This is a genomic window from Agrobacterium tumefaciens str. B6 (assembly GCF_001541315.1).
Taxonomy (GTDB): domain Bacteria; phylum Pseudomonadota; class Alphaproteobacteria; order Rhizobiales; family Rhizobiaceae; genus Agrobacterium; species Agrobacterium radiobacter.
In genome coordinates, this window is sequence record NZ_LMVK01000007.1 from 69653 (window position 1) to 93660 (window position 24008).

Consider the following 24008-nt stretch of genomic DNA (forward strand, 5'->3'; position numbering starts at 1 on the left):
GCGCCGGCCTCACCCTTTCACGCCGGAGGAGATCATGATCGCTTCCGTCACGCGCCGCTGGAAGATGACATAGGCGATGATGACCGGCAGGGCCGCCAGCATGGCGATGGCCATCAGGCGCGCATAAACAATGCCGAAAGTGTCGTTGACCTGGGTAATGCCGACGGGGATCGTCATCATGTTTTCAGAGGTGACGACCAGGAAGGGCCAGAAGAAGGCGTTCCACACCGTAATGAAGGTCACGATCGCCATGGCGGTGGTGATCCCCCAGTTCAGCGGCAGATAGACCTTGAACAGGATGGTATATTCGCCGCCGCCATCCAGAACCACCGCTTCGCGCATCTCCTTCGGCACGCTGTCGAAGAACTGCTTGTAAACGATGATGACGATGGGCGTGATGAGCTGCGGCAGGATGATGCCCGCCCAGGTGTTGATGAGGTTGAGGTTCTTCATCAGGATGAACTGGGTGACGACGAGTGTCTGCGCCGGCACCATGAAACTCGCAAGCACGATGCCATAAAGCAGACGCCGTCCCGGAAAGCGGATCTGCGACAGGGCATAGGCGCACAGCATCGAAATCAGCAGCACGGAGACAGTGACGATTGCGGCGGTGCCGATGGAATTCACATACCAGGTCAACAGCCGCGTGTTGAAGAGGGCGTTCACATAAGCCCCAAGCTGAAACTCATCGGGCAACAGCGACATGTTACCGGCAACATTATTGTCCGAACGCAGCGACGTCACGAAACCCCAGTAGAGCGGAAAGATCCACACGAGCGCCACTGAGAATGTCAGCAGGGTCAGAACGACGTTTTCTAGTCTTTTCGTGAAGCTCATGAGTTCCTCCGGATGCGCAGCAACTGGAACTGGAGAATGGAAACGGTGACGATCAGCAGGAAGAGCACGGTGGCGACGGCGGAGGCGTAACCGCCATTGTTCAGCTGGAACGCTTCGCGATATACCTTGAGCAGCAGCACGAAGCTGGAATTGAAGGGTCCGCCGCCGCTCAGGAGATAGATCTGGTCGAATATCTTCAGCTGCAGGATCAGTTGCAGTGTGAGAATGAGCGCGGTGACGGGCCAGAGAAGCGGCCAAGTCACCCGCCAGAAGCGTTGCCACGTCGTTGCACCGTCAAGTGATGCAGCCTCGTAAAGCTCCGCCGGAATATTGCGCAGACCGGCGATGAACAGCAGCACGTTGAAACCGTTCGTCCACCAGATGGTGACGACGGCGACCATCGGCATGACCCAGTAGGGGTTCTTGAAAACCGCGACCGGTTTTCCGGCAATCAGCGAAATCACCGGCTGGAGAATGCCGAACTGAAGATCGAGCATCCACGCCCAGATTTCCGTGACGACCGAAACCGGCAGCACATAGGGCAGGAAAAACAGGCTCATGGCGATCGTCTGCTTCACGCCCGAAAGGCGGCTGACGGCGAGAGCGATCATCAGGGCGATGACGGTCGTCGGCACGACGGTCAGAAGCACGAAATAGCCGTTGTTTTTCAGCGACGTGACGAAGAGACGGTCGCTCAGCAGCTTTGCGTAATTCGCGAACCCCACCCAGTCACCATCGCCGATCAGCGGCGCATCGGTGAAACTGATGCGGACCATCTCGATCAGCGGGTAAAGGAAGAAGGTGACGAAGACCACGATGAACGGCGTCACCATCGACAGCGCGATCAGCGATTTCTTGCGCCGGTTTTCAATCATAGCCATGGAATGTCTCCGGAACCTTGCATTGCGTGCTGCCCTCCGGCCAGAAACCGGAGGGCAGGTTTCCTGTTACTTCAGCTTGCTTTGCAGCTCTTCCCTGATCTGCTCCACCGCATCCGTGCCGCTCATGAAGCCCTGAATGGCCGGGGCGATGACGTTGAGAGCCGCATCATAGGCGGGCGAAGCGCCACCGGTGATCGTCGTCTTCGGATCGAACACCGCCGCTTCCGCCAGCGATGCATAGGTGGCGTTCGGCTGCATCGCCTTGTATTCGCTGCTTTCGGTGATCGATTTATAGGCCGGAATATGGCCGGCATCGGCCCAGCTGATGGCGTGTTTTTCCATCCAGCCGATCACCTTCATCACGGCGGCGCGCTTCTCGCCGGAAACGGTCTTGTCGCCCTGATTGGGGATGGCGAAAGCGTGCGAATCCGCCCAGGTGGCGCGTTTGCCCATGAAGGGCGGAACCTCGACCGCGCTCCACTTGAAGCCCAGGTTGCCGTTTTTCTCCAGGTCCTTGTAGGTCGGCACTTCCCAGACACCGTTCAGCTGGAAGGCGGATTTTCCGGCGGAGAAGAGCGCGACGGAGGCAGGATACTCAGCCTGTTCCGGCGCCCAGCCGTTTTCGCGCCATTTCGACATGGTGTCGATTGCCTTGGCGGCCTTTTCGGCATTGTCGCCGGCCAGAACCTCACCATTGGTGACGAGTTCGCCACCCTGTTGCGAGAACAAAGTGTAAAAGACGCGCCAGACACCGGCTTCGCCGCCGGACTGATAGGTGACCGGCGTTTGGACACCCTTTTCCTTCGCCCAGGCCAGCGCCTTTTCGAAATCATCCATCGTCTGGATGCCGGTCAACTTGCCTTCGGCATCGAGGTAGGGCGAGCCTTTCAGGAGATCGGCATTGTAATAAAGAACAAGCGCGTGAATATCGAACGGCACGGCATAAAGCTTGCCGTCATGGGTGGCCGCTTCAAGCGGTGCGCTGAAGAAATCGTCTTTCTTTAGTCCGGCCTCCTCAAGATCCTTGTCGGTAATCTCGCTCAGCACCTTTTCCTGCAGGGCGAGCGGCGCACGCGACAGGTGGTAGGTCATGACATCAGGCCCCTCCCCGACGGCAGAGGCGGTCCGCACCTTGGTATAGAAGGGAACGCCCCATTCCAGCGTCGTCCCCTTGACCTGGATATCCGGGTGCTCCTTGTTGAAGGCATCGATCAGCGCCTTCATGCGCACGCCGTCACCGCCGGACAGAAAGTCCCACCAGACGATATCCTGTTTGGCCAGCGCCGGCAGGGCGGTCAAACCCAGAACCGTGCCAACAAGCAATGTCTTGATCAATCGCATCGTTCACTCCTCCCGTTTATGTGGAAACACCCCTTGAAGAGGCGGTCTGCTGCATCGAAAGACGCCTCCTCGCGCCTATCGCAACCTTTTGCCATCCGTGTCGAAAACCAGAATATGGTCGGGCGAGGCGCTCAGCGACACGGACCGGCCGTCCAGACTTTCGCGCGAACCCTGCCGCTGCACGATGATTTCCTTGCCTGACGACGCGCGGGTATAGAGGTAGGAGACATCTCCCAGCTCCTCCGCCACCTCGACATTGACAGGCAGGGCGCCGTCCTGCGAAATCATCAGATGTTCGGGCCGAACGCCTATTTCGACCCGCTGGCCGGCGGAAACAGGCTGCGAAAGCCGCGCTTCGAGATGTCTCTGGCCGCCATCGAGCGAAAGCGTCACCACGCCGTTTGCCTGCTCGACAATTTCCGCATGCAGGAAGTTCATCGCCGGCGAGCCGATGAAACCCGCCACGAAACGGTTATCCGGATCGTCATAAAGGGTAAGCGGTGCACCGGCCTGCTGCACCACACCGCCCTTCAGCACGAAGATCTTGTCCGCAAGCGTCATGGCTTCCACCTGGTCATGCGTGACATAGATCATCGTGGCGCCGAGCTTGCGATGAAGCCGGGTCAGCTCCAGACGCATCTGGACACGCAGTTCCGCATCGAGGTTCGACAGCGGCTCATCGAAGAGGAAGACCTTCGGCTGCCGCACGATCGCGCGGCCTATCGCCACACGCTGCCGCTGGCCGCCGGAAAGCTGCGAAGGCTTTTTATGCAGATGGTCTTCGAGCTGCAGGATGCGGGCAGCCTCGCCCACCCTCTCATTCACCTCCGCTTTCGGGCGGCGCGCGAGACGCAGGCTGAAGGCCATGTTCTCGAACACGCTGAGATGCGGATAAAGCGCATAGTTCTGGAACACCATCGCGACACCGCGATCGGCCGGTTCGACGGCCGTGACATCGCGGTCGTCGATGGCGATATGCCCGCCGCTGGTCTCCTCAAGACCAGCGATCATGCGCAGCAGCGTGGATTTTCCGCAGCCGGAAGGCCCGACGAAAACCGCAAAGCTACCGGTCGGGATTTCCATCGAGACATCCCGGATCGCAGCGAAGGAGCCGAAGGACTTGGCGATATTGTTGAGACGGACACCCATGGCCGCCTCACTGAACCTTCAGCCGCAGCACATGGTATGACAGCGCCGGCAGGGAACCCTTCAGCGCCCCGTCCTCAACGCCGACGCCGCTGCCGGGCACCGGCACGACACGATCCGGCTGATCCGGACCGTTGCCGACACGCAGGTCATAGCCCGCCATGGCCAGATGCAGATCGAGCGTCGCCGAGGAGAACCCGGTGAGGCTGACATTGATCTCTGCCGCCTCGGTCAGATGACGATTGAGCACGAACAGCGTCACAATGCCTTCCGCCTCGTCATAGACACCGGCGACATCGAGATATTTGACGTCATCGGCCGCGTTGCAATCATAAGTCGGGCAATCGACCGCAACGTTCAGCGCAACGCCACGGCCATAAAGCGAGGCGAACTGATAGGGATAATAGATCGTCTGACGCCAGGCCGGCCCGTTCTTTTCCGCGCGGATGGGGGCGATGACGTTGACGAGCTGGGCGATGCAGGCGATGCGCACGCGGTCCGAACGGCGGATGAACTCGTTGAGCAGACCAGCGACAAAAAGCGCATCTTCGAAGTTGTATGTCTCTTCCAGAAGTGCCGGCGCTTCCGGCCAGTCCCAGCTCTTGATGCGTTTGCCGTCTTCTTCGCGGATGTGATACCAGACGTTCCATTCATCGAAGCAGATGGAAACATCGTTCTTGGCGCGCTTCTTCGCCTTCACATAATCGATGACACCGGCGATGGTCTGGATGTAACGCCCGGTTTCCTCGATCTTGCCGAAATAATTCAGCGTGTCGCGGCTGTTATTGCCGAAATATTTGTGCAGCGAGATGTGATCGACATTCTCGTAGCATTCCTCCAGCACCTCGCGTTCCCATTCGGGATAGGTCGGCATGCCGTCATTGGAACTGCCGCAGACGATTGCTTCAATCGTCGGATCGAAGCCCTTGAAAGCCTTGGCGGTTTCGTTCGCCAGGCGGCCATATTCCACCGCGGTCTTGTGGCCGATCTGCCAGGGGCCGTCCATCTCGTTGCCGAGGCACCACATTTTCACGTCGTGGGGTTTTTCCGTGCCGTGGCTGCGGCGCAGATCGCTAAGCGCGGTGCCGCCCGGAAAATTCACATATTCAAGGAAATTACGGGCGTCATCCAGACCACGAGAACCAAGATTGACGGCGAGCATCATCTCGATACCAGCCATCTGCGCCCAGTCGGCGAACTCGTTGATGCCGATCTGGTTGCTTTCCTTGGAGCGCCATGCGAGGTCGAGGCGGATGGGGCGCTGGTCGCGCGGCCCGATGCCGTCTTCCCAGCGATAGGCCGAAACGAAGTTGCCGCCGGGATAACGGATGGCCGGAATTTTCAGGTCCTGAACAAATTTCAGGACGTCCTTGCGGAAGCCGTTCGCGTCCGCCTGCGGATGGCCGGGCTCATAAATCCCGCCATAGATCGCACGCCCCATATGCTCGATGAAGGCGGAATACAGACGATCGTCGATACGCCCAATCCGGAAGTCCCGGTGGACTGAAACCCGCGCTTTCATAGGCTCTCCTCCCTGCGCATTTATATCTTAAAATATGATATGAACCATATTTGATAATATAGTTGCCGAGGGAATCCGCGCCTGTCAACCGCGAAAATCATACTTTTGAAAATTGGCTGGATCAGTCAGCGGTGCGCAGGCGCAGGACGATGTCCTGATCGTAATTTCCGAAGCCGCGGCCAAAGATATTCAGCCCGCCCGGATGTTTTGCATCGGCCTTGACCTCGATGCGCAACCGGATGGAGCGGTGGCTGGCGAGATCAATATCTGCGAGCGTCACATCCGAAATCCGGGTTCCGTCGACATAGGTTCCCTGCGCGGTGATGCGCCAGGTCTTGAGCATGCCGTATTGGGAACCGGAAAGCTTCCACCAGTCAGGCGTAAACACGCCCCGCTTGTCGCCGAAGTCCCCGGGCGATGTCCAGACACCGATTTCCCTGCCGTTGACGGACAGCGTGATATCGGACGGCCAGTCGCTGTGCGTTCCCGGCACCTCGGAACTGACTTCCATCGAAAACTCTATTTCCTCGACGCTCCGCCCCTGAATCTTGGCATTGTTGGGGAATTGATACTCCACGAAGCCCGATGTCAGCCACAACAGCGCCGTCTTCATCCGGTCTGGATCCATGAAAGTATCGGGCACATCAAGAAGGCCGATAATGCCCTCCGGCGAGCAGATACCGCAGGGCGCGGTGACCGAACTCTGGGTATAAAGGCCGAGCGGCATGGCGACCGCGATGTAATTTGATGCTGCCGGCGCCTCGGGTTTGCGGAAGGAAACGATGAGTTCGTCACAGGTGGCGAAGCAGATTTTCTGATTGCCCTTGCGCGCCTTGCGCGTCTCGGTTCGCAGCAGCCCCGCCTCCTCGAGAACGGCAACGCCGGCGGAAACTGTGGACTGCGGCAAATCCAACCTCTGCGCAATTTCGTTGACATTGAGGCCGCTCGCCTCGTGCAGCAGCTTCAATATCTGCACGCGGATCAGCGACGCCGCCGCTTTCAGGACATCGAACTCTTTTTCAGCATCAACGAGAAGGAAATTGGGCGCCATATTCTAATCTTCAGATTTATCGATCCAGATCAGAATTTCTGGCTTAAATGCCATGCACTTGTCCAGCACTGTTTGTCTGACAAACAATTTTCAAAGGTGTGAAGCGCCATTCACCCTAGGCATGCCATAAAAAGCACCGCCACACGGCTTCGATTCCGTGTGGCGGCGCCCGTTTCGTCGTCAGCCGCGCTTGCGCAGGGTCCGCGTGCCGGTGTCGACGAGGTTTTGCGCCGCTTCGTCCACGCTGGCGCGGCCGAAGGCGAGCGAATCGGCGATGGGACGCATCACGCCACGGTCAAACTCGTTGGCGCCGATCGGGGCGGGTTCCGGATAGGAATCGAGCTTGCCCGACAGGCTTTCGATATAATCCACCGTCTTGCGCTCGGTCTCGTTGAGGCTCGGCAACAATGCTTCCCGCACGACCTTGGCCGGCGGCACGCCACGCTCGACGCCGAGCACCTTGCCCGCCCCGAGATCATTGACGAAGAAGTTGAGGAATTTCGCCGCCGCCTCCGCATTGGTCGAGGTGGACGAAATGGACCAGATAAGGCCCGGCCGGTAATAGTGCCCGGTCGGCTTGCCCGCCCCCTCACCCGGCAGCATACCGATGGACAGCGTCTGTTTATTGAGCTTCTGATAACCGACCAGCTGGTTGGAATAGGCAAAACCAATGGCCGAATTGCCAAGCGTCAGGGCGTTGGATTCGATGGTATTGTCGTCACGCGTCTGGATATCGGCGGAAACGCAGAGCTTGTTCTCGCGCAGGTCCTCCCAATAGGCGAACCATTCCTTCGCATCTTCCTTGTTGAAGCCGATGGTGCCGTCCTGAAACAGAAGCTTGCCGCGCTGGCGCAGCCAGACATCGAAAACATAGTGATAACGCGCACCATAAGGCACCGCCCAATAGTTCCGTTTTGCCGGGCCGTTCTTCTTGAAATCGCGCGCCAGTTCCGCCAGCGCCTTCCAGGTGATCTGGTCCTGCGGCACGGAAACGCCGGCTTCCTTCAGCGTATCGGCGTCATACATCATGCAGAAGGAATTCAGCCCGAGGCCGACGCCGTAAAGCTTGCCATCGATACGGCAGAGATCGACTTCGCTTTTGCCGAAGGTGGAAAGATCAAGCGACTTGCCGACGAACTGGTCCAGCTCCATGCAGGCGCCACGGCCGGAATAATCGGCAATGGTGGAAGGTTCTAGCTGGAAGATGTCGGCGACGTTCCGTCCCGCCATCGATGTCGCGAGCTTGGTCCAGTAATCGGAACCGGCGATCATCTCACCGCTGATCTCCGTCTGCGGGTTCGCCTTCTGGTAAAGGGCGATCACGTCGTTGGTGCGCTTGCTGCGGTCGGCAGATCCCCACCATACGCAGCGAAGCCGGGTTTCGGCCGCGGCCGCGCGAAAACCGCCCGCCGCCACGCCGAGACCGGCCAGCGCCGCCGTCACCAAAAATCCACGTCTGTCGATAGTTTGCATCTGCTCCTCCCGCGTTTTGCAAATTTTTCACTGAACACTTAAATTCTTGCAAATTTTCTTGGTTTGCAATATTTGCATCATATTAGATTTTTTTGCAAGCGCAGGAGACGATATGAACGATACGCCCGACATCAGCCGCCCGCGCCAGTCGGATATCGCCCAGCGCGCCGGCGTTTCCATCAGCACCGTTTCGCGGGTTCTCGCAGGGGAAAAGGGTATCAGCGCATCCATCCAGACCAAGGTTCTGGGGGTGGCGGCGGAGCTTGGTTATCCATTGCGGCCGGTCACGACCCAGACCGGGGGCGTGCCGCTGGAGGGCAAGAAAATCCTTGCGCTCATGTCCGCCGAAAGGGCGACCGGCGATATCGGCGCTTTTTATCACGATATTTTCGACATGCTGCGCAGCCTTGCCCAGACGGATGGCTTCGAACTTGATATCAGGCTTCTGCATCAGAAGCAGATCGACGACGCCCTGACCCAGCGGGTCTGCGAGGTGGACGGTCTTCTCGCCATCGGTCTCGACCCCGAGGATGAAATCATCCACCGCATCACGCAGGGTGTGCTGCAACCGGTTCTGGTCAATAGCGCCGATCCCTCGATGATGCTGGATTGCGTCTCGCCTTCCAATTTTTACGGCGGCGCGCTGGCGGCGCGGCGGCTTCTGGAACTCGGCCACCACAAGGTCGCGTATATCGGCCCGCATCATCGCCACACCATAAGGGAGCGTATGCGCGGCTTTCGCCATACGATCCTCGAGGAAGAGGGCGCGACCTATGAGGAATTTCTGCTTTCGACGGCGGATAGCGGTTTCGGACAGGCAGGCGATGCGGTTCGTCAGCTATTGGCCAAAAACCCTGAACTCACCGGCATTTTCTGCATGAATGACGCGATTGCGCTGGGTGCGCTTGGGGCGGCGCAGGAGCTTGGGCTCGGCGTGCCGGATGATCTTTCCATCATCGGCTTCGACGACCTGCCCTTTGCCGAACTCTCCACGCCCCGTCTCAGCACAATCCGGGTCGATCGTCGCGAAATCGCCCGTGAGGCGGTGGAACTGATGCGCCGCCGGCTGACGGAACCTTCCGCCAATGCCCGCCAGGTGCAGCTTGGCGTGCAGCTGGTGGAAGGACAGACGGCCGGCAAGGCGAAAAAGACGGGAAAGGCGACACGCGATGCATGACACCATGACCAGGCTCAATATGGCCAGCTTTAATCCGCTGCATGGCAATCCGCTCAAAAGCCGCGCCGATGTCCGGCGGGCGCTGGATGACAGTTTCGCGCCGCTTCTTGCCTATTTTTCGCCGGGCGGCGCGAGAGTGACGCTCAGCGGGGCCGCCGCGCATTTCGACCGGGCGGCGGCGGATCTGGAAGGTTTCGCCCGGCCGCTCTGGGGCATCGCCCCGCTTGCGCTCAGCGGCGATCATTTCGACCATTGGCCGCTTCTGGCGCAGGGAATAGCCAACGGCACCGATCCCTCCCATCCCGAATATTGGGGTGACGTGCGCCAGAAGGACCAGCGGTTGGTGGAGCTTGCCGCAATCGGGTTTGCGCTGCGGCTTGCGCCTCAACACCTGTGGGAACCGCTGTCCGAGGTGCAGAAAGACAATGTGCGCCGTTATCTGCTGACGGCGCGCGAACGCAATTACGCCGATAATAACTGGAAGTTTTTCCGGGTGATGGTCGATATGGCCCTTGATCATCTCGGCATCGATTTCGACCGCAGCCTGACCGAGACATTCCAGAAGGAACTGGACGAGTTTTATATCGCTGACGGCTGGTATCGCGATGGCAACTACCGCCGCATCGATCACTACATCGCCTTCGCCATGCATTTTTACGGCCTGATCTACGCGAAGCTCAGCAAGCCTGATGATGCCTATGCCGAACGCTACCGCGAGCGCGCTCGCCTCTTCGCTGGCGATTTCGCCAGCTGGTTCGATGAGGATGGCGGCACACTCGCCTTCGGGCGCTCCATGACCTATCGTTTCGCCTGCGGCGGCTTCTGGGCAGGTCTGGCCTTTGCCGATGAGGAGACGCTGCCCTGGGGCGAGATCAAGGGGCTTTATCTGCAGCATCTGCGCTGGTGGGCGAAAAAGCCGATTGCCGACCGCGACGGCGTGCTCTCCATCGGTTACGCCTATCCGCAGCTCACCATGTCCGAAAGCTATAATTCGGCGGGCTCGCCCTATTGGGCCTTCAAGGCCTTTCTGCCGCTGGCCCTGCCGGAAAGCCATCCCTTCTGGCTGGCGGAGGAAAAGCAGCCTGAAACATCCGCAAAACCAAAGTCGCTCGCTCATCCCGGCATGGTGATGATGCGGGCCGCCGGCAATGTCACGGCGCTTTCCAGTGGTCAGGAAAACCTTTCCATGCGCGGCGGGCCGGAAAAATATGCCAAATTCGCCTATTCCTCCCGTTATGGTTTTGGCGTCGAAATGGATGAGCGCGGCTTCCGCACCAATGGTTTCGACAATATGCTGGCCTTTTCGGAAGACGGCCTGCATTACCGCGTGCGCGAGACCAACGAAAAGGTTCTGCTGGCGGAAGAAAGCCTGCGGGCGACATGGAAGCCGTTCCCCGATGTCGACGTTGAAACCACGCTGGTTGCGGCCGGTGACTGGCATATCAGGCTGCACCGGATCACGTCGACCCGCCCCCTTTCGGCGACCGAAGGCGGCTTCGCCATCAACCGTAACGACGGCGACCGCGACGTCGTGAGCGAAGAGACCGGCCGGGCGACAGCCGATTGCGGCACCGACATATCCGCCATCATCGATATCGGCTCCAGCATGACCCGTCACGGCGTGGCGCTGAAGGCGCTGCCCAACACAAATCTCATCAACGCCAAGACCACGGTGCCGCAATTGCGGGGCGAGATTCCGGCGGGCGAAACCCTGCTTGCCTGCGCGGTCTTTGCCGGGGTGGCCGGGCCAGAAAGCGAAAAAGCGTTGGCGATGGTTCCGGCACTTCCGGATATGGGGGCGCTCGACCGCCTGTTTGCGGAACAGGGTGTTCCGGTCAGCAGCATGGCGGCCACGGGAGAGCCGCAATGACGAGCCCGCTTCCGCGTCTCAGCCTCGCCATGGACCCGGAGCGAACCCAGCATGTGCTGACACCGCAGGCGTTCGAAAGGCTGTCACAGAGCGTCGAGATTCTCGACACAGGGCGAATCTGCGATTTCCACGCCGCTTCAGTAAAGGAGCAGCTGGCGCGGACGGATATTCTTTTAACCGGCTGGGGCTGTCCGGATATCGGCGCGCGGGAACTGGCGCTGATGCCGCGTCTCAGGCTGATTTCCCATGCCGCCGGCACGGTCAAATATTTCCTGTCGCAAGCGGTGTTCGATCGCGGCATTACCGTGTGCAGCGCGGCGGAGGCGAATGCGCAGCCGGTCGCCGAATTTTCGCTGGCAATGATCCTGCTGGCCGGCAAGCGCACTTTCGGCTTCCGACGTCTTTATCTGGAGCATCGCGACCGCGCACCTGTCGAGCGATTGCAGGCGCAGGCCATCGGCAATCTCGGCCTGACGGTCGGCGTCGTCGGCGCATCGCGGATCGGACGCCGCGTCATCAATCTGTTGCAACCGTTCGATCTCAACCTCATCCTTTTCGATCCGCTCCTGAGCGTTGCGGAGGCGCAAAAGCTCGGTGTGCGTCTTGTCTCGCTCGAGGAACTGATGGCGGTGAGCGATGTCATTTCCCTGCATGCACCCTCCCTGCCGCAGACACGGCACATGATCGGCGCGGACGCGCTTGCCCGCATGAAGAACGGCGCAACCCTGATCAATACGGCGCGCGGCGCGCTGGTGGATGAAGACGCGCTTCTGGCCGAACTGAAAACCGGACGCATCGAAGCTGTCATCGACGTGACCGACCCGGAAGTGCCGCCACCCGGGTCACCCTTCTACAGCCTGCCGAACGTCTTTCTGACGCCGCATATCGCCGGTGCCACCGGCCTTGAACGTGCAAGGCTCGGCGACATGGCGATTGCCGAAATCGAACGCTTCTGCCGCGCAGCGCCATTGCAACAGCAGGTGCGGCCGGAACATCTGGAACTGATCGCATGAGAATGTTTGAGCCGGGCCTCTGCTCCGTCACCTTCCGCTCCCTGTCGGTGCAGGCCGTCATCGACCTTGCCGCCGCAAATGGCATCAGGGCAATCGAATGGGGCGCGGATATCCATGTGCCGTCAGGCGACCTTGCCAATGCAAGGGATGTGGCGGCGCGGACGGCGAAAGCGGGCCTCGTCGTCTCTTCCTACGGCTCCTACATTTTCGCACCCGATTTTTCGCCCGAGGACATGACCGCCGTGCTGGAAACAGCAAAGGCGCTCGGCGCCGGCCATATCCGCATCTGGCCGGGCCAGCGCAAACGCCCCTCAGCGGATTATTCGCCCTCGGAGCGCCGCGCGGCAACTGAGGCGCTGGCGTCAATCGCCCGCCGGGCGGAAGACTATGGCATGACGATCGGCCTCGAATATCACCCCAATTCGCTGACCGACACCCTGCCCTCGGCCCTGCAACTGGCGCAGGATCTGGCCGCACCCAACCTTTTCTTCTACTGGCAACCCGCACCCGGCCTGCCGCTGGACGATGCACTTGCGGAAATATCCGCACTTGGCTCGCGCATCTGCCATCTTCACGTCTTCGCCTGGCTTGCCGACGCCAGCCGCCTGCCGCTTGCCGAGCGCACGGACTACTGGCGGGCCTGCATTGATGCGCTGCCGGAAAGCGCTTGGACAAAACCGGCTTTCGCAATGCTGGAATTTGTCAAAGGTGACGATATCGATCAGTTCGCAGAAGATGCCATGATTCTCAGAGACATTCTTTATAGAACATAGAGCCCGCCTTCTGCCTGGCCAGAATATGCTCCACTCCCGCCCTTCACATAGTGAAATTTATGCATTATGTTTTATTGATGCCGTGGGGGCTGCATGGGCAAATTAATTCAAATCGGGAACATCATCATACGCATCTATGCGAACGATCATTTGCCGCCGCACTTTCACATCATAACACCGGATGCTGATGCTCTTGTCGACATCGAAACTCTGGAAATCCTGCGCGGCAAGCTATCTCGCAGGTCTGAAGCCGAAGCTTTGGCATGGGCGAGAGCCAATGGGAACCTGATTGTCGATGAATGGAATCGGACGAACCCGCGCTTTCCCATTGTAGGAAAGGGAACAAAGTCATGACACCACGCATCAAAGCCATTCTGCCCAATCCACCTGGAACGCTTACCATCGACTGGGCCGATGGAAGCCGATCAACCGCCGATCTGACCGGATGGATAGCGACCGGAGGAGAGTTGCTCAATCCACTCTATTCGGCAGATATCTGGAAGACCGCGACAGTCGCCGACTATGGTGCGAGTGTGGAATGGGACGGAGACGACTTGGCGATCGATGCCTATCACCTCTACCAGATCGCAGAGGACCAGCGGGACTTCGATGTGGAGGATTTGCGCAAATGGCAGGAGGAAATCGGCCTTTCCAATAATGAGGCGGCGGATTTTCTCGGCGTCACTTTACGGACGTGGAACAACTATCGTGCAGGCACGCCTGTAAGCCACGCGGTAAAGATGCTGCTGCGGGTCACCCAACGTGACCCGCTTCTGATGCATGCGCATTTCCGGCCACGCCGTCCCGGACGCCCCAAACACGCCGCCTAAGAGCACGTCGCCCGGTTACCAAAACCACGACGGGCAACGGGCTATATCCGCCGCCCATCCGCCCCGAACAGATGCGTCTTCGAAAGATCAAAGGCAAAGGGAATTGTCTCGCCGATGCGGATTTGGCGCTGGCCGTCCAGCAGCACAGTGGCGGGCTGGCCGTCGGGGGTGTTGGTGTAAACCACCGTCGAGCCGCCGAGATGTTCCACGAGCTGGATAGAAGCTTCGCCGAGCGAGGATTGCGCCTGCGGGTTCACATGTTCGGGACGCACGCCGAAGGTGAGCGGCTCGCCCTGCGCAGCCGCGACGGGCTTTTCCAGCACGATGCGCTGGCCGGCCACCTCGATGGTGCGGTTGGAACTGTCCCCTGCAGCCACTTTTGCGGAGAGGAAATTCATTTTCGGCGAACCGATGAAGCCTGCCACGAACTGGTTGGCCGGATTGTTGTAGAGATCGAGCGGGCGGCCCACCTGCATGATGCGGCCGTCACGCAGCACCACGATCTTGTCGGCCATGGTCATGGCCTCCACCTGGTCATGCGTCACATAGATCATGGTACTGCCCAGCGTCTGGTGCAGCTTGGCGATTTCGACGCGCATCTGCACGCGCAGTTCGGCATCGAGGTTGGACAAAGGCTCGTCGAAGAGGAAGATTTTCGGCTCGCGCACGATGGCGCGGCCGATGGCCACACGCTGGCGCTGACCGCCCGAAAGTGCCTTCGGCTTGCGCTGCAACAGCGGGCCGATCTGCAGGATATCGGCGGCCTTCTGCACCCGCGCTTCGACTTCCGGTTTCTTGTAGCCTGCCGTTTCGAGACCGAAGGCGAGGTTCTTGTAGACGCTCATATGCGGATAGAGCGCATAGGACTGGAAGACCATGGCGATGCCGCGCTTGGAGGCGGCTGTTTCGTTGACCCTTTCGCCGTCGATACGAAGATCACCTTCCGAGATTTCCTCCAGACCGGCGATCATGCGCAGAAGCGTGGACTTGCCGCAGCCCGAGGGGCCGACGAAGACGGTGAACTCACCCGGCTCGATCTTGAGGTCGATGCCGTGAACGACCGGAAAGGCGCCGAACCGCTTGACGATTTTTTCCAGAGTAATGCTGCTTGCCATGCTGTTTCTCCCGACTGCCGCGCCGCATTCAGGGCGGCAGCGACAGTGTTGATTGTCTTAAAATGCGTTCCCGATCTCGGTTCCGTTCAGCGTTTCATGCCCGTGGTGGCGATGCCTTCGATGAGCAGCCTCTGGAAGAACAGGAAGAACAGGAAGACCGGCACCAGTGACAGGTTGGACATGGCGAAAAGCGAGGTCCAATCCGAGCTGCCGGTGGAATCCACGAAGGATCGGAGACCGAGCTGCACGGTGTAGGTATTGATGTCGTTCAGATAGATCAGCGGCCCGAAGAAATCGTCCCAGGTCCAGATGAAGGAAAAGATGGCGGCGGTGGCCAGCACCGGCAGCGACAAAGGCAGCATGATCTTCCAGTAGATGCGGAAGGGTGAGCAACCGTCCATGACAGCCGCCTCATCCAGCTCACGCGGGATGCCACGGAAGAACTGCACCATCAGGAAAATGAAGAAGGCATCCGTCGCCAGATATTTCGGCACGATCAGCGGCAGCGAGGTGTTCACCCAGCCCATTTCCAGAAACAGGATATATTGCGGGATGAGCACGACGTGATAGGGCAGCATAAGCGTGCCGAGCATAAGCGCGAACCAGAAATTGCGCCCGCCGAAGCGGAGGCGGGCGAAAGCGAAGGCGGCAAGCGAGCAGCCGACGACATTACCGATGGTGGCGAGTATCGATATGAAGAAGGAGTTCCAGAAGAACTGCCCGAAGCTCACCTGCAGCCCCGTCCAGCCGCGAATATAACCGCCGAAATCGACCGCCGAGGGGATGAGCGAGGAAGAGCCGAACAGCTCGTCCTGCGGCCGGAAGGAACCTGATATCATCCACAGGATCGGATAGAGCATCGCGAAGGACGCGATGATCAGAGCCGTGTGGAGCATCACCGATTTCAGCGGTGAACGTTGCGGGCCTTGTCCCGGCCGGGGGGCGGTAACAGCATCAGTCATCGTAGTGCACCCAGTATTTCGCGCTGAGGAACGAGAAGGCCGTGAACAGCGAGATGATGATCACCAAAATCCAGGCAAGCGCCGAGGCATAACCCATGCGGAAGAAACCGAAGGCTTCCTGGTAGAGATAAAGCGTATAAAACAGCGTCGAGTTGATCGGCCCGCCGGTGCCTTCGGAAATGATGAAGGCGGGGGTGAAGGCCTTGAAGGCGTCGATCGTCTGGATGACCGCGTTAAAGAAGATGACAGGCGTCAAAAGCGGCAGCGTAATGCGGAAGAATTGCCGCACCTTGCTCGCACCGTCGATTTCGGCGGCCTCGTACATATCCTGCGGGATTTGTCTCAGACCCGCGAGGAAGATGATCATCGGAGAACCGAACTGCCAGACGGACAGGATGACCAGCGTGTAGATCGAGTAATCCGGATTGGAAATCCAGCTCGGCCCTTCATAACCGAAAGCCTGCCACAGGATCATGTTGACGAGACCGTCAGAGGCGAAAAGCTGGCGCCAGAGCACGGCAATAGCGACGCTGGAACCGAGCAGCGACGGCAGATAGAAGATCGCCCGATAAAGCGTCAGGCCCTTGATGCCGCGATTGAAGGCGAGCGCCACCAGAAGCGCGAAGATCAGCTTCAGCGGCACCGACAGCAGCACATAGGTAAAGGTGACCTGCATGGCGGCGGCGAATTTGGGGTCGGCGGTAGCGATGCGCACATAATTGGCCGCCCCCACCCAGTCCGGCGACTGCAACAGGTCGTAATTGGTGAAAGACAGATAAAGCGACGCGAGCGCGGGGCCGAGGGTGAGGCCAAAGAAGCCAATCAGCCAGGGCAGGAGAAACAGATAGGCGTGAACGTTGCGGTCGAAAATCCGCTTCACACCGCCCCGTTTCGGGAGAGCCGCGCCACGGCTCTCCTCTACAAGAGTTTCAGATCGAAAGGCCATAAACCATCACTTCCGTTTGATAACGGTTTCGGATTCCTTGACGAGGCGGTCACCGCCCTCTTCCGGCGTGATCTTGCCGAAACCGACTTCCTCCGCCGTGCGTTTGAGGACAAAGGCGAATTCGCCCGCGCCCGGAGGCGGTGCCGGCGGCAGATCGCCGACGCCGGGGGTAATCTCGGCGATATAGTCCACCATGATCTTGCTGACCTCGTCGAGCTTGCTGCTCAGCTGGTTGCGCATGGATTCCGATGCCGGAACGCCGCGCTCGACGCCGAGAATGTCGATACCCTGCGGTTCCGCAACGAGGAAATTAATGAAGCCGACAGCCTGCTCAATGCCGGGGCTGCCATTGGCGACACTGATGAGCATGGAAGGTTTCAGGTAATGGCCGGAAGGGCCATCCTTCGTGCTCTTCGGATAGGAGCTTATGGCAAGCTTGGACTTGTTGAGCTTCTGATAACCGACAAACTGGTTGGAATGGGCAAATGCGGTTGCCGCCTTGCCCGTCGTCAGCGGGTTCGTTTCGATGTTGAGCTGGTCAAGCGCCTGCACATCGGCGGGCACACAGGCGCCGCTCTTGCGCAGATCCGCCCACAGGGTGAACCACTTGGTCGCATCGGTCGGATCAAAGCCAATGCCGCCATCCTGCGTGTAGAGCGACTTGCCGTTCTGGCGCAGCCAGTTTTCAAAGCTCGGCTCCACGCCGCTGGCGTCGGCCGTCGCGTAATAACCGGGCTTCGGCTTGTTCTTGCTGAGCTTGGCGGCGTTTTCGGCAAACTCTTCCCAGGTCTGGCCGATCGCTGGCGGCGTTGCGCCTGATTTCTCCCAGGCTGCCTTATCGAAGAAGACAGCGCTGGAATTGACACCGAGATTGATGCCGTAGAGCTTGCCATCGACCCGGCCGGAATCGATGTTCATCTTGCCGAAATCTTCGATCTTCAGGCCCTTGCCGATATAGTCATCCAGCGGCGCCAGCGCGCCGCGGCGGCCATATTCGAAGATGTAGCGATAATCCATCTGGATCAGGTCAGGCGCATTGCGGCCGGCAACCTGCGTTGCAAGGCGCGGCCAGTAATCGCTCCAGCCCGCGAATTCACCGGCAATGTCGAGATCCGGCTTGACCTGCTTATAAGCTGCTATCGCCTTGTTGGTGCGATCGGCGCGCTCCTGCGAACCCCACCACAACATGCGAAGGCGCGCGGCCTGAGCCTGCGCCGAACCCCCTCCCAATGTTGCAAGCGACAGGGCCGCAAGCCCTGCTGAAAGCACGCCTCTCCTGTGAAGCATCATGGGCATTGGCAACTCCTCCCTATTGACTGCCAATTGATGATGAACGTAAACGACACTTGCCGTTTTATAACTAATTGGTTACATGGGAACACTGATCGCAAACATTGTCAAGCGGGTGCTGAAATGGAAGAAACGACAAAAAACCAGCCGTCCGATCCGGCCCCCGATCCGGCCATGGAGAATACACCGTCGCCCAAGCGCAAACGCGCGACGACACAGGTGCGAAACCCGGAAAGAACGCGCGCCGCCATTCTCGAAGCCGCCCGTCGCGAGGTGGCCGCCAAGGGGCTGGCGGGGGCTCGAATCGATGTCGTCGCCCGGCGCGCCGGCACCAACAAGCGGATGATCTACCATTATTTCGGCGACAAGGATGCGCTTTATCTCGCCGTTCTGGAGGATGCCCATCGCCATATCCGCCACACCGAAAGACGGCTTGACCTGACCCGCAAGGCCCCGTCGGAGGGCTTGCGCGAGCTTGCGCTTTTCACCTGGCACTACTTCCTCGACCATCCCGAATTCCTGAGTATCCTCGCCACGGAAAACCTCAATAAAGCCCGATATCTCAGGCAATCTCCGACGATTGCGGCGATGCATTCGAATTTTATTTCAGAACTCGAGGACGTGCTGCGGCGCGGTAGCGACGCGGGCGAATTTCGTGATGGCCTCGATCCGATCGACGTCTATCTGACCATCGCTTCGCTCGGCGCTTTTTATCTTTCGAACCGGTTCACGCTGTCGACGATCTTCCAGCGCGACCTCACCGATCCGGCCGAGCTGGAACGCTGGGGCCAGCACATCGTCGATACCCTGCTTGCTGCAGTGCGGCCGGTCTGAGCCGGCCGAACCGAATTCCTCTTTAACAACAGCGACGACGCGCCATTCGCATCCGCGAAGCGCGTCGTTTTCTTTTGCGGCGCGGTGGCGATACGTAAACGCGACAGTTCGCACAAGACGAATTTTTCCTGTCGAAAACACCTTGACAGATCGCATCCTTCACGACCACAAATAACCAAATGGTTACAAATTTCCATGTTTGACAGAAGCGGCTTTCGGGAAAAGGCCGCCTTGGGAGGAAATTCATGAAACGTATCGGCGTCATCATGCACGGCATCACCGGCCGCATGGGTTACAACCAGCATCTCGTGCGCTCCGTTCTCGCCATTCGAGATCAGGGCGGTGTGCTTTTGAAGAACGGTGAAAGGGTCATGCTCGACCCCATTCTGGTCGGCCGCAATGGCGCGAAGATCGAGGAAATCGCCAAAAAGCACAATGTCGCGCGCTGGACGACCGACATCGACGCTGCCCTCGCAAACCCCGATGACACACTGTTCTTCGATGCCGGCACGACGCAGATGCGCGGCAGCCTGCTGGAGAAAGCCATCAAGGCCGGCAAGAACGTCTATTGCGAAAAACCCATTTCTGACACGATGGAAGAGGCATTGGCCATCGCCCGGCTCGCCGAAAGCGCCGGCATCAAACATGGCGTGGTGCAGGACAAGCTGTTCCTGCCGGGCCTGCGCAAGCTCGCCATGCTGCGCGACAGCGGCTTTTTCGGCAAAATCCTCTCCGTGCGCGGCGAATTCGGCTACTGGGTTTTTGAAGGCGACTGGCAACCGGCGCAGCGGCCCTCCTGGAATTACCGCCTGAAAGATGGCGGCGGCATCATTCTCGATATGCTGTGCCACTGGCGTTATGTGCTCGACAATCTGTTCGGACCGGTGAAATCCGTAAGCTGCCTCGGCGCCACCCATATTCCGGAACGTTTCGATGAGCAGGGCCGCGCTTATGTAGCGGATGCTGACGACGCCGCTTATGCGACCTTCGAGTTGGAAGGCGGCGCCATTGCCCATATCAACTCCTCATGGGCGGTGCGGGTGCGCCGCGACGACCTCGTCACCTTCCAGGTGGACGGCACCCATGGTTCGGCGGTGGCGGGCCTGACCAAATGCTTTACCCAGCACCGCACCAATACGCCGAAGCCGGTGTGGAACCCGGACCAGCCTCAGACCATCGATTTCTACAAGACCTGGCAGGAGGTGCCGGACAATGTCGTCTATGACAACGGCTTCAAGGCGCAGTGGGAAATGTTCGTGCGCCACCTCGTCGACAATGATCCTTGGCCCTATGGCCTCATGGAAGGCGTGAAGGGCGTGCAGCTTGCCGAACTTGGGCTGAGATCGTGGAAGGAACGCCGCTGGCTCGACGTTCCCGCCCTTTCCTGAGGAGGCTGATGTGAGCGAGCTCAAGCTTCCGAAAGACGACCGCAGCATCGAGGTCTACAAACTCTCAGGCACGCCGGTCGCCGTTGAAAAACGAAGTGCTGCGGATTTCAACCGCGTCGCTTTCGCAGCCGCCCATGTGGTGGCCGATCCGCTTGCCGATAATGATCCGTGGCTCACGCCCGCCATCGACTGGGACGCCACGCTGCGCTTCCGTCACCGCCTGTGGGACCTCGGCCTCGGTGTCGCCGAGGCGATGGATACGGCGCAGCGCGGCATGGGGCTGGCGTGGCCGCAGGCGCAGGAACTCATCTCCCGTTCGCTGAAGGAAGCCGCCAGCCGCAAGGATGCGCTGATTGCCTGCGGGGTGGGCACCGACCATCTCAATGGCAGTGGTTACGACCTCAACAAGATTGTCGACTCTTACCTTGAACAGCTTGATTTTGTTCAGGGAGAAGGTGGACGCGTGATCCTGATGGCCAGCCGCGCGCTGGCCGCTGCCGCCCGCTCGCCGGATGATTATCTGAGGGCTTATGCCAGGGTTCTCTCCCGTGTGGAAGGAAAAGTGGTGATCCACTGGCTGGGCGAAATGTTCGACCCGGCGCTGGAGGGCTATTGGGGTTCGGGCGACCATATGACGGCCATGGAAACCTGCCTTGCCATGATCGAGGAGAATGCCGACAAGATCGACGGCATCAAGATTTCGCTTCTTTCCAAGGAAAAGGAAATCGTCATGCGTCGTCGCCTGCCGGCTGGCGTGCGCATGTATACCGGCGACGATTTCAACTATGCCGAACTGATCGCCGGCGACGAACAGGGCCATTCGGATGCGCTGCTCGGCATTTTCGACGCCATTGCGCCGGCCGCCTCCAGGGCGCTGGCCAGCCTGAAGCGTGGCGCGGACAATGAATTCTTCGACATTCTGGAGCCGACGGTGGCGCTTTCGCGCCATATCTTCAAGGCCCCGACCCGCTTCTACAAGACCGGTGTAGTGTTTCTCGCCTACCTCAACGGGTTACAGGACCATTTCACCATGGTTGGCGGCCAGGAAAGCACCCGCTCCACGCAGCATTTCGCCGAGCTTTTCCGGCTGGCGGACAAAGCCAATGTGCTTGCAGAGCCGGATCTGGCGACGCAGCGCATGAAGGCGTTTCTCGCCGTCCGGGGTATCAGCTGAAACAGAATGAGGGGAGATACCGACATGAGCCTTGAAGGCCTTTCCATCAATTTCGCCACCGTGCGGCAGGGTGGCGATTTCGGCGCTATTGTCGATGCCTGCCTTGCGCACGGCATCACCGCCATCTCGCCCTGGCGCGAGCAGGTGCACGGTGTCGGGCTTGCCGAAGCCGCCCGCATCGTCGAACGGAACGGGCTGCGTCTCAGCGGCCATTGCCGTGGCGGCTTCTTCCCCGCCCCCGACGCCGAGGGTCGTCGCCTCGCCATCGAAGACAATAAACGCGCCGTCGATGAAGCCGCCGCAATGAAAGCCGATTGCCTTGTGCTTGTCGTGGGCGGCCTGCCCGCCGGCTCGCGCGATCTGAAAGGTGCGCGGCAGATGGTGGAGGACGGCATGGCCGAACTGCTCCCCTATGCCCGCGCCGCCGGCGTCCCGCTCGCCATCGAACCGCTGCATCCCTTCTATGCCGCTGACCGCGCCTGCTTCAACACGCTGAAACAGTCGCTCGATCTCTGCGACAGGTTAGGGTCGGGAACAGGCGTTGCGATCGATGTCTACCACGTCTGGTGGGACCCTGAACTGGAGGAGCAAGTGGCGCGTGCGGGAAGGAACGGGCAAATTCTGGCGCATCACATCTGCGACTGGCTGGTGCCTACCACCGATCCGCTCAATGATCGCGGCATGATGGGCGACGGCGTGATTGACCTTAAGGCATTTCGCGCCATGATCGAGGCAGCCGGCTTCCACGGCCCGCAGGAAGTGGAAATCTTTTCGCATCGCTGGCAGGCGCGGCCGGTGGACGAGGTCCTCGCCACTGTGGTCGAGCGTTTCAAGACTGTTTGTTGATTATCCGGGAGAGAGACAATGCCTGAAAAGGTGAGACGCAAACGCTATGCGCTGGTCGGCACCGGCAATCGCGGCACCACCATGTGGGGCCGCGAATTGCTGGCCGGCTGGAGCGACTATGTCGAACTGGTCGGCATTTGCGACCTGAACCTGATGCGCGCCGAACGCGCCCGCACCATGATGGGATCGAGCGCGCCGCTTTACGACGATTTCGACCGGATGATGGAGGAGCAGCGCCCGGAACTCGTCATCGTCTGCACGCCTGACGATACTCACGACGACATCATCATCCGCGCGCTGGAAGGCGGGGCCGATGTCATCAGCGAAAAGCCCATGACCACCACCCCGGAAAAGATTGACCGTATTCGCGCCGCGGAGGCGAAAAGCGGCCGCCGTGTGGATGTCTCCTTCAACTATCGTTTTTCTCCCACCGCCGCACGCATCAAGGAGCTGATCGATGAGGGTGCAATCGGCACCGTCACCTCGGTCGATTTTCACTGGTATCTCGATAACCAGCACGGCGCGGATTATTTCCGCCGCTGGCACGCCTTCACCGAACATTCCGGTAGCCTGTTCGTGCACAAGGCCACGCACCATTTCGATCTTCTGAACTGGTATCTCGATTCCGATCCCGTGGAGGTAAAGGGGTTCGGACAGTTGCTGCATTATGGCAAGAACGGCCCGTTCCGGGGAACACGCTGTCGCACCTGTCCACACAAAAACGAGTGCGATTATTTCATGGACCTCAGCGCCGATCCTTTCCTCGATGCACTCTATGAGGACCCTTCGGCGGTGGACGGCTATATGCGCGATGCCTGCGTCTTCCGCGAGGAAATCGACATTCCCGACACCATGAGCGCCTCGATCCGCTATGCCAGCGGCGTGCAGGTCTCCTATTCGCTCAACACCTATATGCCGATCGAGGGCCACCATATTGCCTTCAACGGCCATAAAGGCCGTATCGAAATGCGCCAATATGAAAAGCAGCCCTGGACGGAGCCGCCGGCCGACGAAATCCTGCTGGTGAAAAGCTTCGGCGGCGGTGTTGAACGCATATGGGTGCCGCATGAGCCAGGCGGCCACTATGGCGGCGACAACCGCATGCGAGACATGATCTTCAAGCCGGGCTCGAACGACCGGCTGCGGCAGCGGGCGGGTTCACGCGCCGGCGCGATGTCCGTTCTGACAGGCGTGGCCGCGCTGAAAAGCGCCCGTGAGGGCGGCACAGCGGCGGTGAAATCGCTGCCAGTTTAGCCGCGACAGCCTGCGGCCTCGTCGACAGATGGGCCGCAGACGGCAATTACCAAAAAAGAACGGACGATATTCCGCAGATTACGCGCTTCTTCCCTGCCGATAAAATGATCGCCGGGGGAAGAAAGAGTGAGTCATGTCCAGTTTTGAATCCTTCGTTCCGCTCATCATCATCGGCGTCAGCCTCGTCGTATTCTTCAAATGGGTGGGGCGAGATATGAACCGGGAAGAGAAAAACCCGCGTTCCCGCCGCTGATGGCGGAAAAACGCGCCCGCGCGGCGTGGAGG

At 59.6% G+C, this 24008-nt stretch carries 22 protein-coding genes; 11 read left to right on the plus strand and 11 right to left on the minus strand.

Going from position 1 to position 24008, the window contains the following annotated elements; genetic code table 11:
* Nucleotides 1-9: 9 nt before the first annotated feature.
* The 7 genes from ASB65_RS07435 to ASB65_RS07465 form a co-directional block, all read right to left on the minus strand.
* On the minus strand, nucleotides 10-837 hold the full coding sequence (locus ASB65_RS07435) for a carbohydrate ABC transporter permease (RefSeq protein ID WP_060723499.1): 828 nt from the start codon (nucleotides 835-837) through the stop codon (nucleotides 10-12).
* Complete coding sequence (locus tag ASB65_RS07440) at nucleotides 834-1718, minus strand: carbohydrate ABC transporter permease (protein WP_035213836.1); 885 nt, start codon at nucleotides 1716-1718, stop codon at nucleotides 834-836. The genes ASB65_RS07435 and ASB65_RS07440 overlap by 4 nt, the downstream gene beginning before the upstream one ends.
* Before the next feature lie 66 nt (nucleotides 1719-1784).
* Nucleotides 1785-3059 (minus strand): extracellular solute-binding protein, encoded by a 1275-nt coding sequence (locus ASB65_RS07445; RefSeq protein WP_060723500.1) that lies wholly within the window; start codon nucleotides 3057-3059, stop codon nucleotides 1785-1787.
* Nucleotides 3060-3134: 75 nt separating this feature from the next.
* Nucleotides 3135-4208: an ABC transporter ATP-binding protein gene (locus tag ASB65_RS07450; RefSeq protein WP_060723501.1), complete on the minus strand. Its 1074-nt coding sequence runs from the start codon at nucleotides 4206-4208 to the stop codon at nucleotides 3135-3137.
* Nucleotides 4209-4215: 7 nt separating this feature from the next.
* The gene (locus ASB65_RS07455) at nucleotides 4216-5727 is read right to left on the minus strand and encodes an alpha-N-arabinofuranosidase (protein WP_060723502.1); all 1512 of its coding nucleotides are present in this window, start codon (nucleotides 5725-5727) and stop codon (nucleotides 4216-4218) included.
* Nucleotides 5728-5848: 121 nt separating this feature from the next.
* Nucleotides 5849-6778, minus strand: coding sequence for an ArsR/SmtB family transcription factor (locus ASB65_RS07460; RefSeq protein ID WP_020812829.1), 930 nt, complete (start codon nucleotides 6776-6778; stop codon nucleotides 5849-5851).
* Between the two features lie 180 nt (nucleotides 6779-6958).
* A complete protein-coding gene (locus ASB65_RS07465; protein ID WP_060723503.1) occupies nucleotides 6959-8251 on the minus strand; it encodes an ABC transporter substrate-binding protein in 1293 nt (430 codons plus the stop codon).
* Between the two features lie 112 nt (nucleotides 8252-8363).
* Here ASB65_RS07465 and ASB65_RS07470 point away from each other — a divergent pair, with 112 nt between their 5' ends.
* The 6 genes from ASB65_RS07470 to ASB65_RS07495 all read left to right on the plus strand — a co-directional run bounded on the left by ASB65_RS07470 (nucleotide 8364) and on the right by ASB65_RS07495 (nucleotide 13914).
* Nucleotides 8364-9428, plus strand: a complete 1065-nt coding sequence (locus ASB65_RS07470) for a LacI family DNA-binding transcriptional regulator (RefSeq protein WP_060723504.1) — start codon at nucleotides 8364-8366, stop codon at nucleotides 9426-9428.
* Nucleotides 9421-11298 carry a DUF2264 domain-containing protein gene (locus tag ASB65_RS07475; protein ID WP_080868583.1) on the plus strand — a complete coding sequence of 626 codons (1878 nt, stop codon included), beginning with the start codon at nucleotides 9421-9423 and terminating at the stop codon, nucleotides 11296-11298. The genes ASB65_RS07470 and ASB65_RS07475 overlap by 8 nt, the downstream gene beginning before the upstream one ends.
* Nucleotides 11295-12311 carry a hydroxyacid dehydrogenase gene (locus ASB65_RS07480; RefSeq protein ID WP_060723505.1) on the plus strand — a complete coding sequence of 339 codons (1017 nt, stop codon included), beginning with the start codon at nucleotides 11295-11297 and terminating at the stop codon, nucleotides 12309-12311. The genes ASB65_RS07475 and ASB65_RS07480 overlap by 4 nt, the downstream gene beginning before the upstream one ends.
* Nucleotides 12308-13084: a sugar phosphate isomerase/epimerase family protein gene (locus tag ASB65_RS07485; protein WP_060723506.1), complete on the plus strand. Its 777-nt coding sequence runs from the start codon at nucleotides 12308-12310 to the stop codon at nucleotides 13082-13084. Before ASB65_RS07480 ends, ASB65_RS07485 begins: the two co-directional genes overlap by 4 nt.
* Nucleotides 13085-13177: 93 nt before the next feature.
* A complete protein-coding gene (locus ASB65_RS07490) occupies nucleotides 13178-13438 on the plus strand; it encodes a DUF4160 domain-containing protein (protein ID WP_020810287.1) in 261 nt (86 codons plus the stop codon).
* On the plus strand, nucleotides 13435-13914 hold the full coding sequence (locus ASB65_RS07495) for a helix-turn-helix domain-containing protein (RefSeq protein WP_020810286.1): 480 nt from the start codon (nucleotides 13435-13437) through the stop codon (nucleotides 13912-13914). The genes ASB65_RS07490 and ASB65_RS07495 overlap by 4 nt, the downstream gene beginning before the upstream one ends.
* A 41-nt stretch (nucleotides 13915-13955) precedes the next feature.
* Here the strand turns inward: ASB65_RS07495 and ASB65_RS07500 are convergent, their stop codons facing one another.
* The 4 genes from ASB65_RS07500 to ASB65_RS07515 form a co-directional block, all read right to left on the minus strand.
* Nucleotides 13956-15029 carry an ABC transporter ATP-binding protein gene (locus ASB65_RS07500; protein WP_003508161.1) on the minus strand — a complete coding sequence of 358 codons (1074 nt, stop codon included), beginning with the start codon at nucleotides 15027-15029 and terminating at the stop codon, nucleotides 13956-13958.
* A gap of 86 nt (nucleotides 15030-15115) precedes the next feature.
* On the minus strand, nucleotides 15116-15991 hold the full coding sequence (locus ASB65_RS07505) for a carbohydrate ABC transporter permease (protein WP_020810285.1): 876 nt from the start codon (nucleotides 15989-15991) through the stop codon (nucleotides 15116-15118).
* Nucleotides 15984-16937, minus strand: a complete 954-nt coding sequence (locus ASB65_RS07510) for a carbohydrate ABC transporter permease (RefSeq protein WP_003508157.1) — start codon at nucleotides 16935-16937, stop codon at nucleotides 15984-15986. Before ASB65_RS07510 ends, ASB65_RS07505 begins: the two co-directional genes overlap by 8 nt.
* Nucleotides 16938-16943: 6 nt before the next feature.
* The gene (locus ASB65_RS07515; RefSeq protein ID WP_020810283.1) at nucleotides 16944-18233 is read right to left on the minus strand and encodes an ABC transporter substrate-binding protein; all 1290 of its coding nucleotides are present in this window, start codon (nucleotides 18231-18233) and stop codon (nucleotides 16944-16946) included.
* Nucleotides 18234-18350: 117 nt separating this feature from the next.
* On the opposite strand from ASB65_RS07515, the gene ASB65_RS07520 reads away from it, so the two are divergent.
* The 5 genes from ASB65_RS07520 to ASB65_RS07540 all read left to right on the plus strand — a co-directional run bounded on the left by ASB65_RS07520 (nucleotide 18351) and on the right by ASB65_RS07540 (nucleotide 23723).
* Nucleotides 18351-19061 (plus strand): TetR/AcrR family transcriptional regulator, encoded by a 711-nt coding sequence (locus tag ASB65_RS07520; protein ID WP_060723507.1) that lies wholly within the window; start codon nucleotides 18351-18353, stop codon nucleotides 19059-19061.
* 245 nt (nucleotides 19062-19306) lie between these two features.
* Nucleotides 19307-20449 carry a Gfo/Idh/MocA family protein gene (locus tag ASB65_RS07525; RefSeq protein WP_020811350.1) on the plus strand — a complete coding sequence of 381 codons (1143 nt, stop codon included), beginning with the start codon at nucleotides 19307-19309 and terminating at the stop codon, nucleotides 20447-20449.
* 10 nt (nucleotides 20450-20459) lie between these two features.
* The gene (locus ASB65_RS07530) at nucleotides 20460-21623 is read left to right on the plus strand and encodes a dihydrodipicolinate synthase family protein (RefSeq protein ID WP_060723508.1); all 1164 of its coding nucleotides are present in this window, start codon (nucleotides 20460-20462) and stop codon (nucleotides 21621-21623) included.
* Between the two features lie 24 nt (nucleotides 21624-21647).
* Nucleotides 21648-22469 (plus strand): sugar phosphate isomerase/epimerase family protein, encoded by an 822-nt coding sequence (locus ASB65_RS07535; protein ID WP_060723509.1) that lies wholly within the window; start codon nucleotides 21648-21650, stop codon nucleotides 22467-22469.
* A gap of 18 nt (nucleotides 22470-22487) precedes the next feature.
* Entirely contained in the window at nucleotides 22488-23723 is a 1236-nt protein-coding gene (locus tag ASB65_RS07540) for a Gfo/Idh/MocA family protein (protein ID WP_060723510.1), read from the plus strand.
* The last annotated feature ends 285 nt before the right edge of the window (nucleotides 23724-24008 follow it).

What these genes read in the sequence shown, in the direction of transcription:
- ASB65_RS07475 (WP_080868583.1), top strand. Translation starts at nt 9,421, where the DNA reads ATGCATGACACCATGACCAGGCTCAATATGGCCAGCTTTAATCCGCTG.
- ASB65_RS07500 (WP_003508161.1), bottom strand. Translation starts at nt 15,029, where the DNA reads ATGGCAAGCAGCATTACTCTGGAAAAAATCGTCAAGCGGTTCGGCGCC.
- ASB65_RS07540 (WP_060723510.1), top strand. Translation starts at nt 22,488, where the DNA reads ATGCCTGAAAAGGTGAGACGCAAACGCTATGCGCTGGTCGGCACCGGC.
- ASB65_RS07495 (WP_020810286.1), top strand. Translation starts at nt 13,435, where the DNA reads ATGACACCACGCATCAAAGCCATTCTGCCCAATCCACCTGGAACGCTT.
- ASB65_RS07505 (WP_020810285.1), bottom strand. Translation starts at nt 15,991, where the DNA reads ATGACTGATGCTGTTACCGCCCCCCGGCCGGGACAAGGCCCGCAACGT.
- ASB65_RS07490 (WP_020810287.1), top strand. Translation starts at nt 13,178, where the DNA reads ATGGGCAAATTAATTCAAATCGGGAACATCATCATACGCATCTATGCG.
- ASB65_RS07435 (WP_060723499.1), bottom strand. Translation starts at nt 837, where the DNA reads ATGAGCTTCACGAAAAGACTAGAAAACGTCGTTCTGACCCTGCTGACA.
- ASB65_RS07510 (WP_003508157.1), bottom strand. Translation starts at nt 16,937, where the DNA reads ATGGCCTTTCGATCTGAAACTCTTGTAGAGGAGAGCCGTGGCGCGGCT.
- ASB65_RS07520 (WP_060723507.1), top strand. Translation starts at nt 18,351, where the DNA reads ATGGAAGAAACGACAAAAAACCAGCCGTCCGATCCGGCCCCCGATCCG.
- ASB65_RS07480 (WP_060723505.1), top strand. Translation starts at nt 11,295, where the DNA reads ATGACGAGCCCGCTTCCGCGTCTCAGCCTCGCCATGGACCCGGAGCGA.
- ASB65_RS07445 (WP_060723500.1), bottom strand. Translation starts at nt 3,059, where the DNA reads ATGCGATTGATCAAGACATTGCTTGTTGGCACGGTTCTGGGTTTGACC.
- ASB65_RS07440 (WP_035213836.1), bottom strand. Translation starts at nt 1,718, where the DNA reads ATGGCTATGATTGAAAACCGGCGCAAGAAATCGCTGATCGCGCTGTCG.
- ASB65_RS07535 (WP_060723509.1), top strand. Translation starts at nt 21,648, where the DNA reads ATGAGCCTTGAAGGCCTTTCCATCAATTTCGCCACCGTGCGGCAGGGT.
- ASB65_RS07515 (WP_020810283.1), bottom strand. Translation starts at nt 18,233, where the DNA reads ATGCCCATGATGCTTCACAGGAGAGGCGTGCTTTCAGCAGGGCTTGCG.
- ASB65_RS07455 (WP_060723502.1), bottom strand. Translation starts at nt 5,727, where the DNA reads ATGAAAGCGCGGGTTTCAGTCCACCGGGACTTCCGGATTGGGCGTATC.
- ASB65_RS07450 (WP_060723501.1), bottom strand. Translation starts at nt 4,208, where the DNA reads ATGGGTGTCCGTCTCAACAATATCGCCAAGTCCTTCGGCTCCTTCGCT.
- ASB65_RS07470 (WP_060723504.1), top strand. Translation starts at nt 8,364, where the DNA reads ATGAACGATACGCCCGACATCAGCCGCCCGCGCCAGTCGGATATCGCC.
- ASB65_RS07485 (WP_060723506.1), top strand. Translation starts at nt 12,308, where the DNA reads ATGAGAATGTTTGAGCCGGGCCTCTGCTCCGTCACCTTCCGCTCCCTG.
- ASB65_RS07465 (WP_060723503.1), bottom strand. Translation starts at nt 8,251, where the DNA reads ATGCAAACTATCGACAGACGTGGATTTTTGGTGACGGCGGCGCTGGCC.
- ASB65_RS07525 (WP_020811350.1), top strand. Translation starts at nt 19,307, where the DNA reads ATGAAACGTATCGGCGTCATCATGCACGGCATCACCGGCCGCATGGGT.
- ASB65_RS07460 (WP_020812829.1), bottom strand. Translation starts at nt 6,778, where the DNA reads ATGGCGCCCAATTTCCTTCTCGTTGATGCTGAAAAAGAGTTCGATGTC.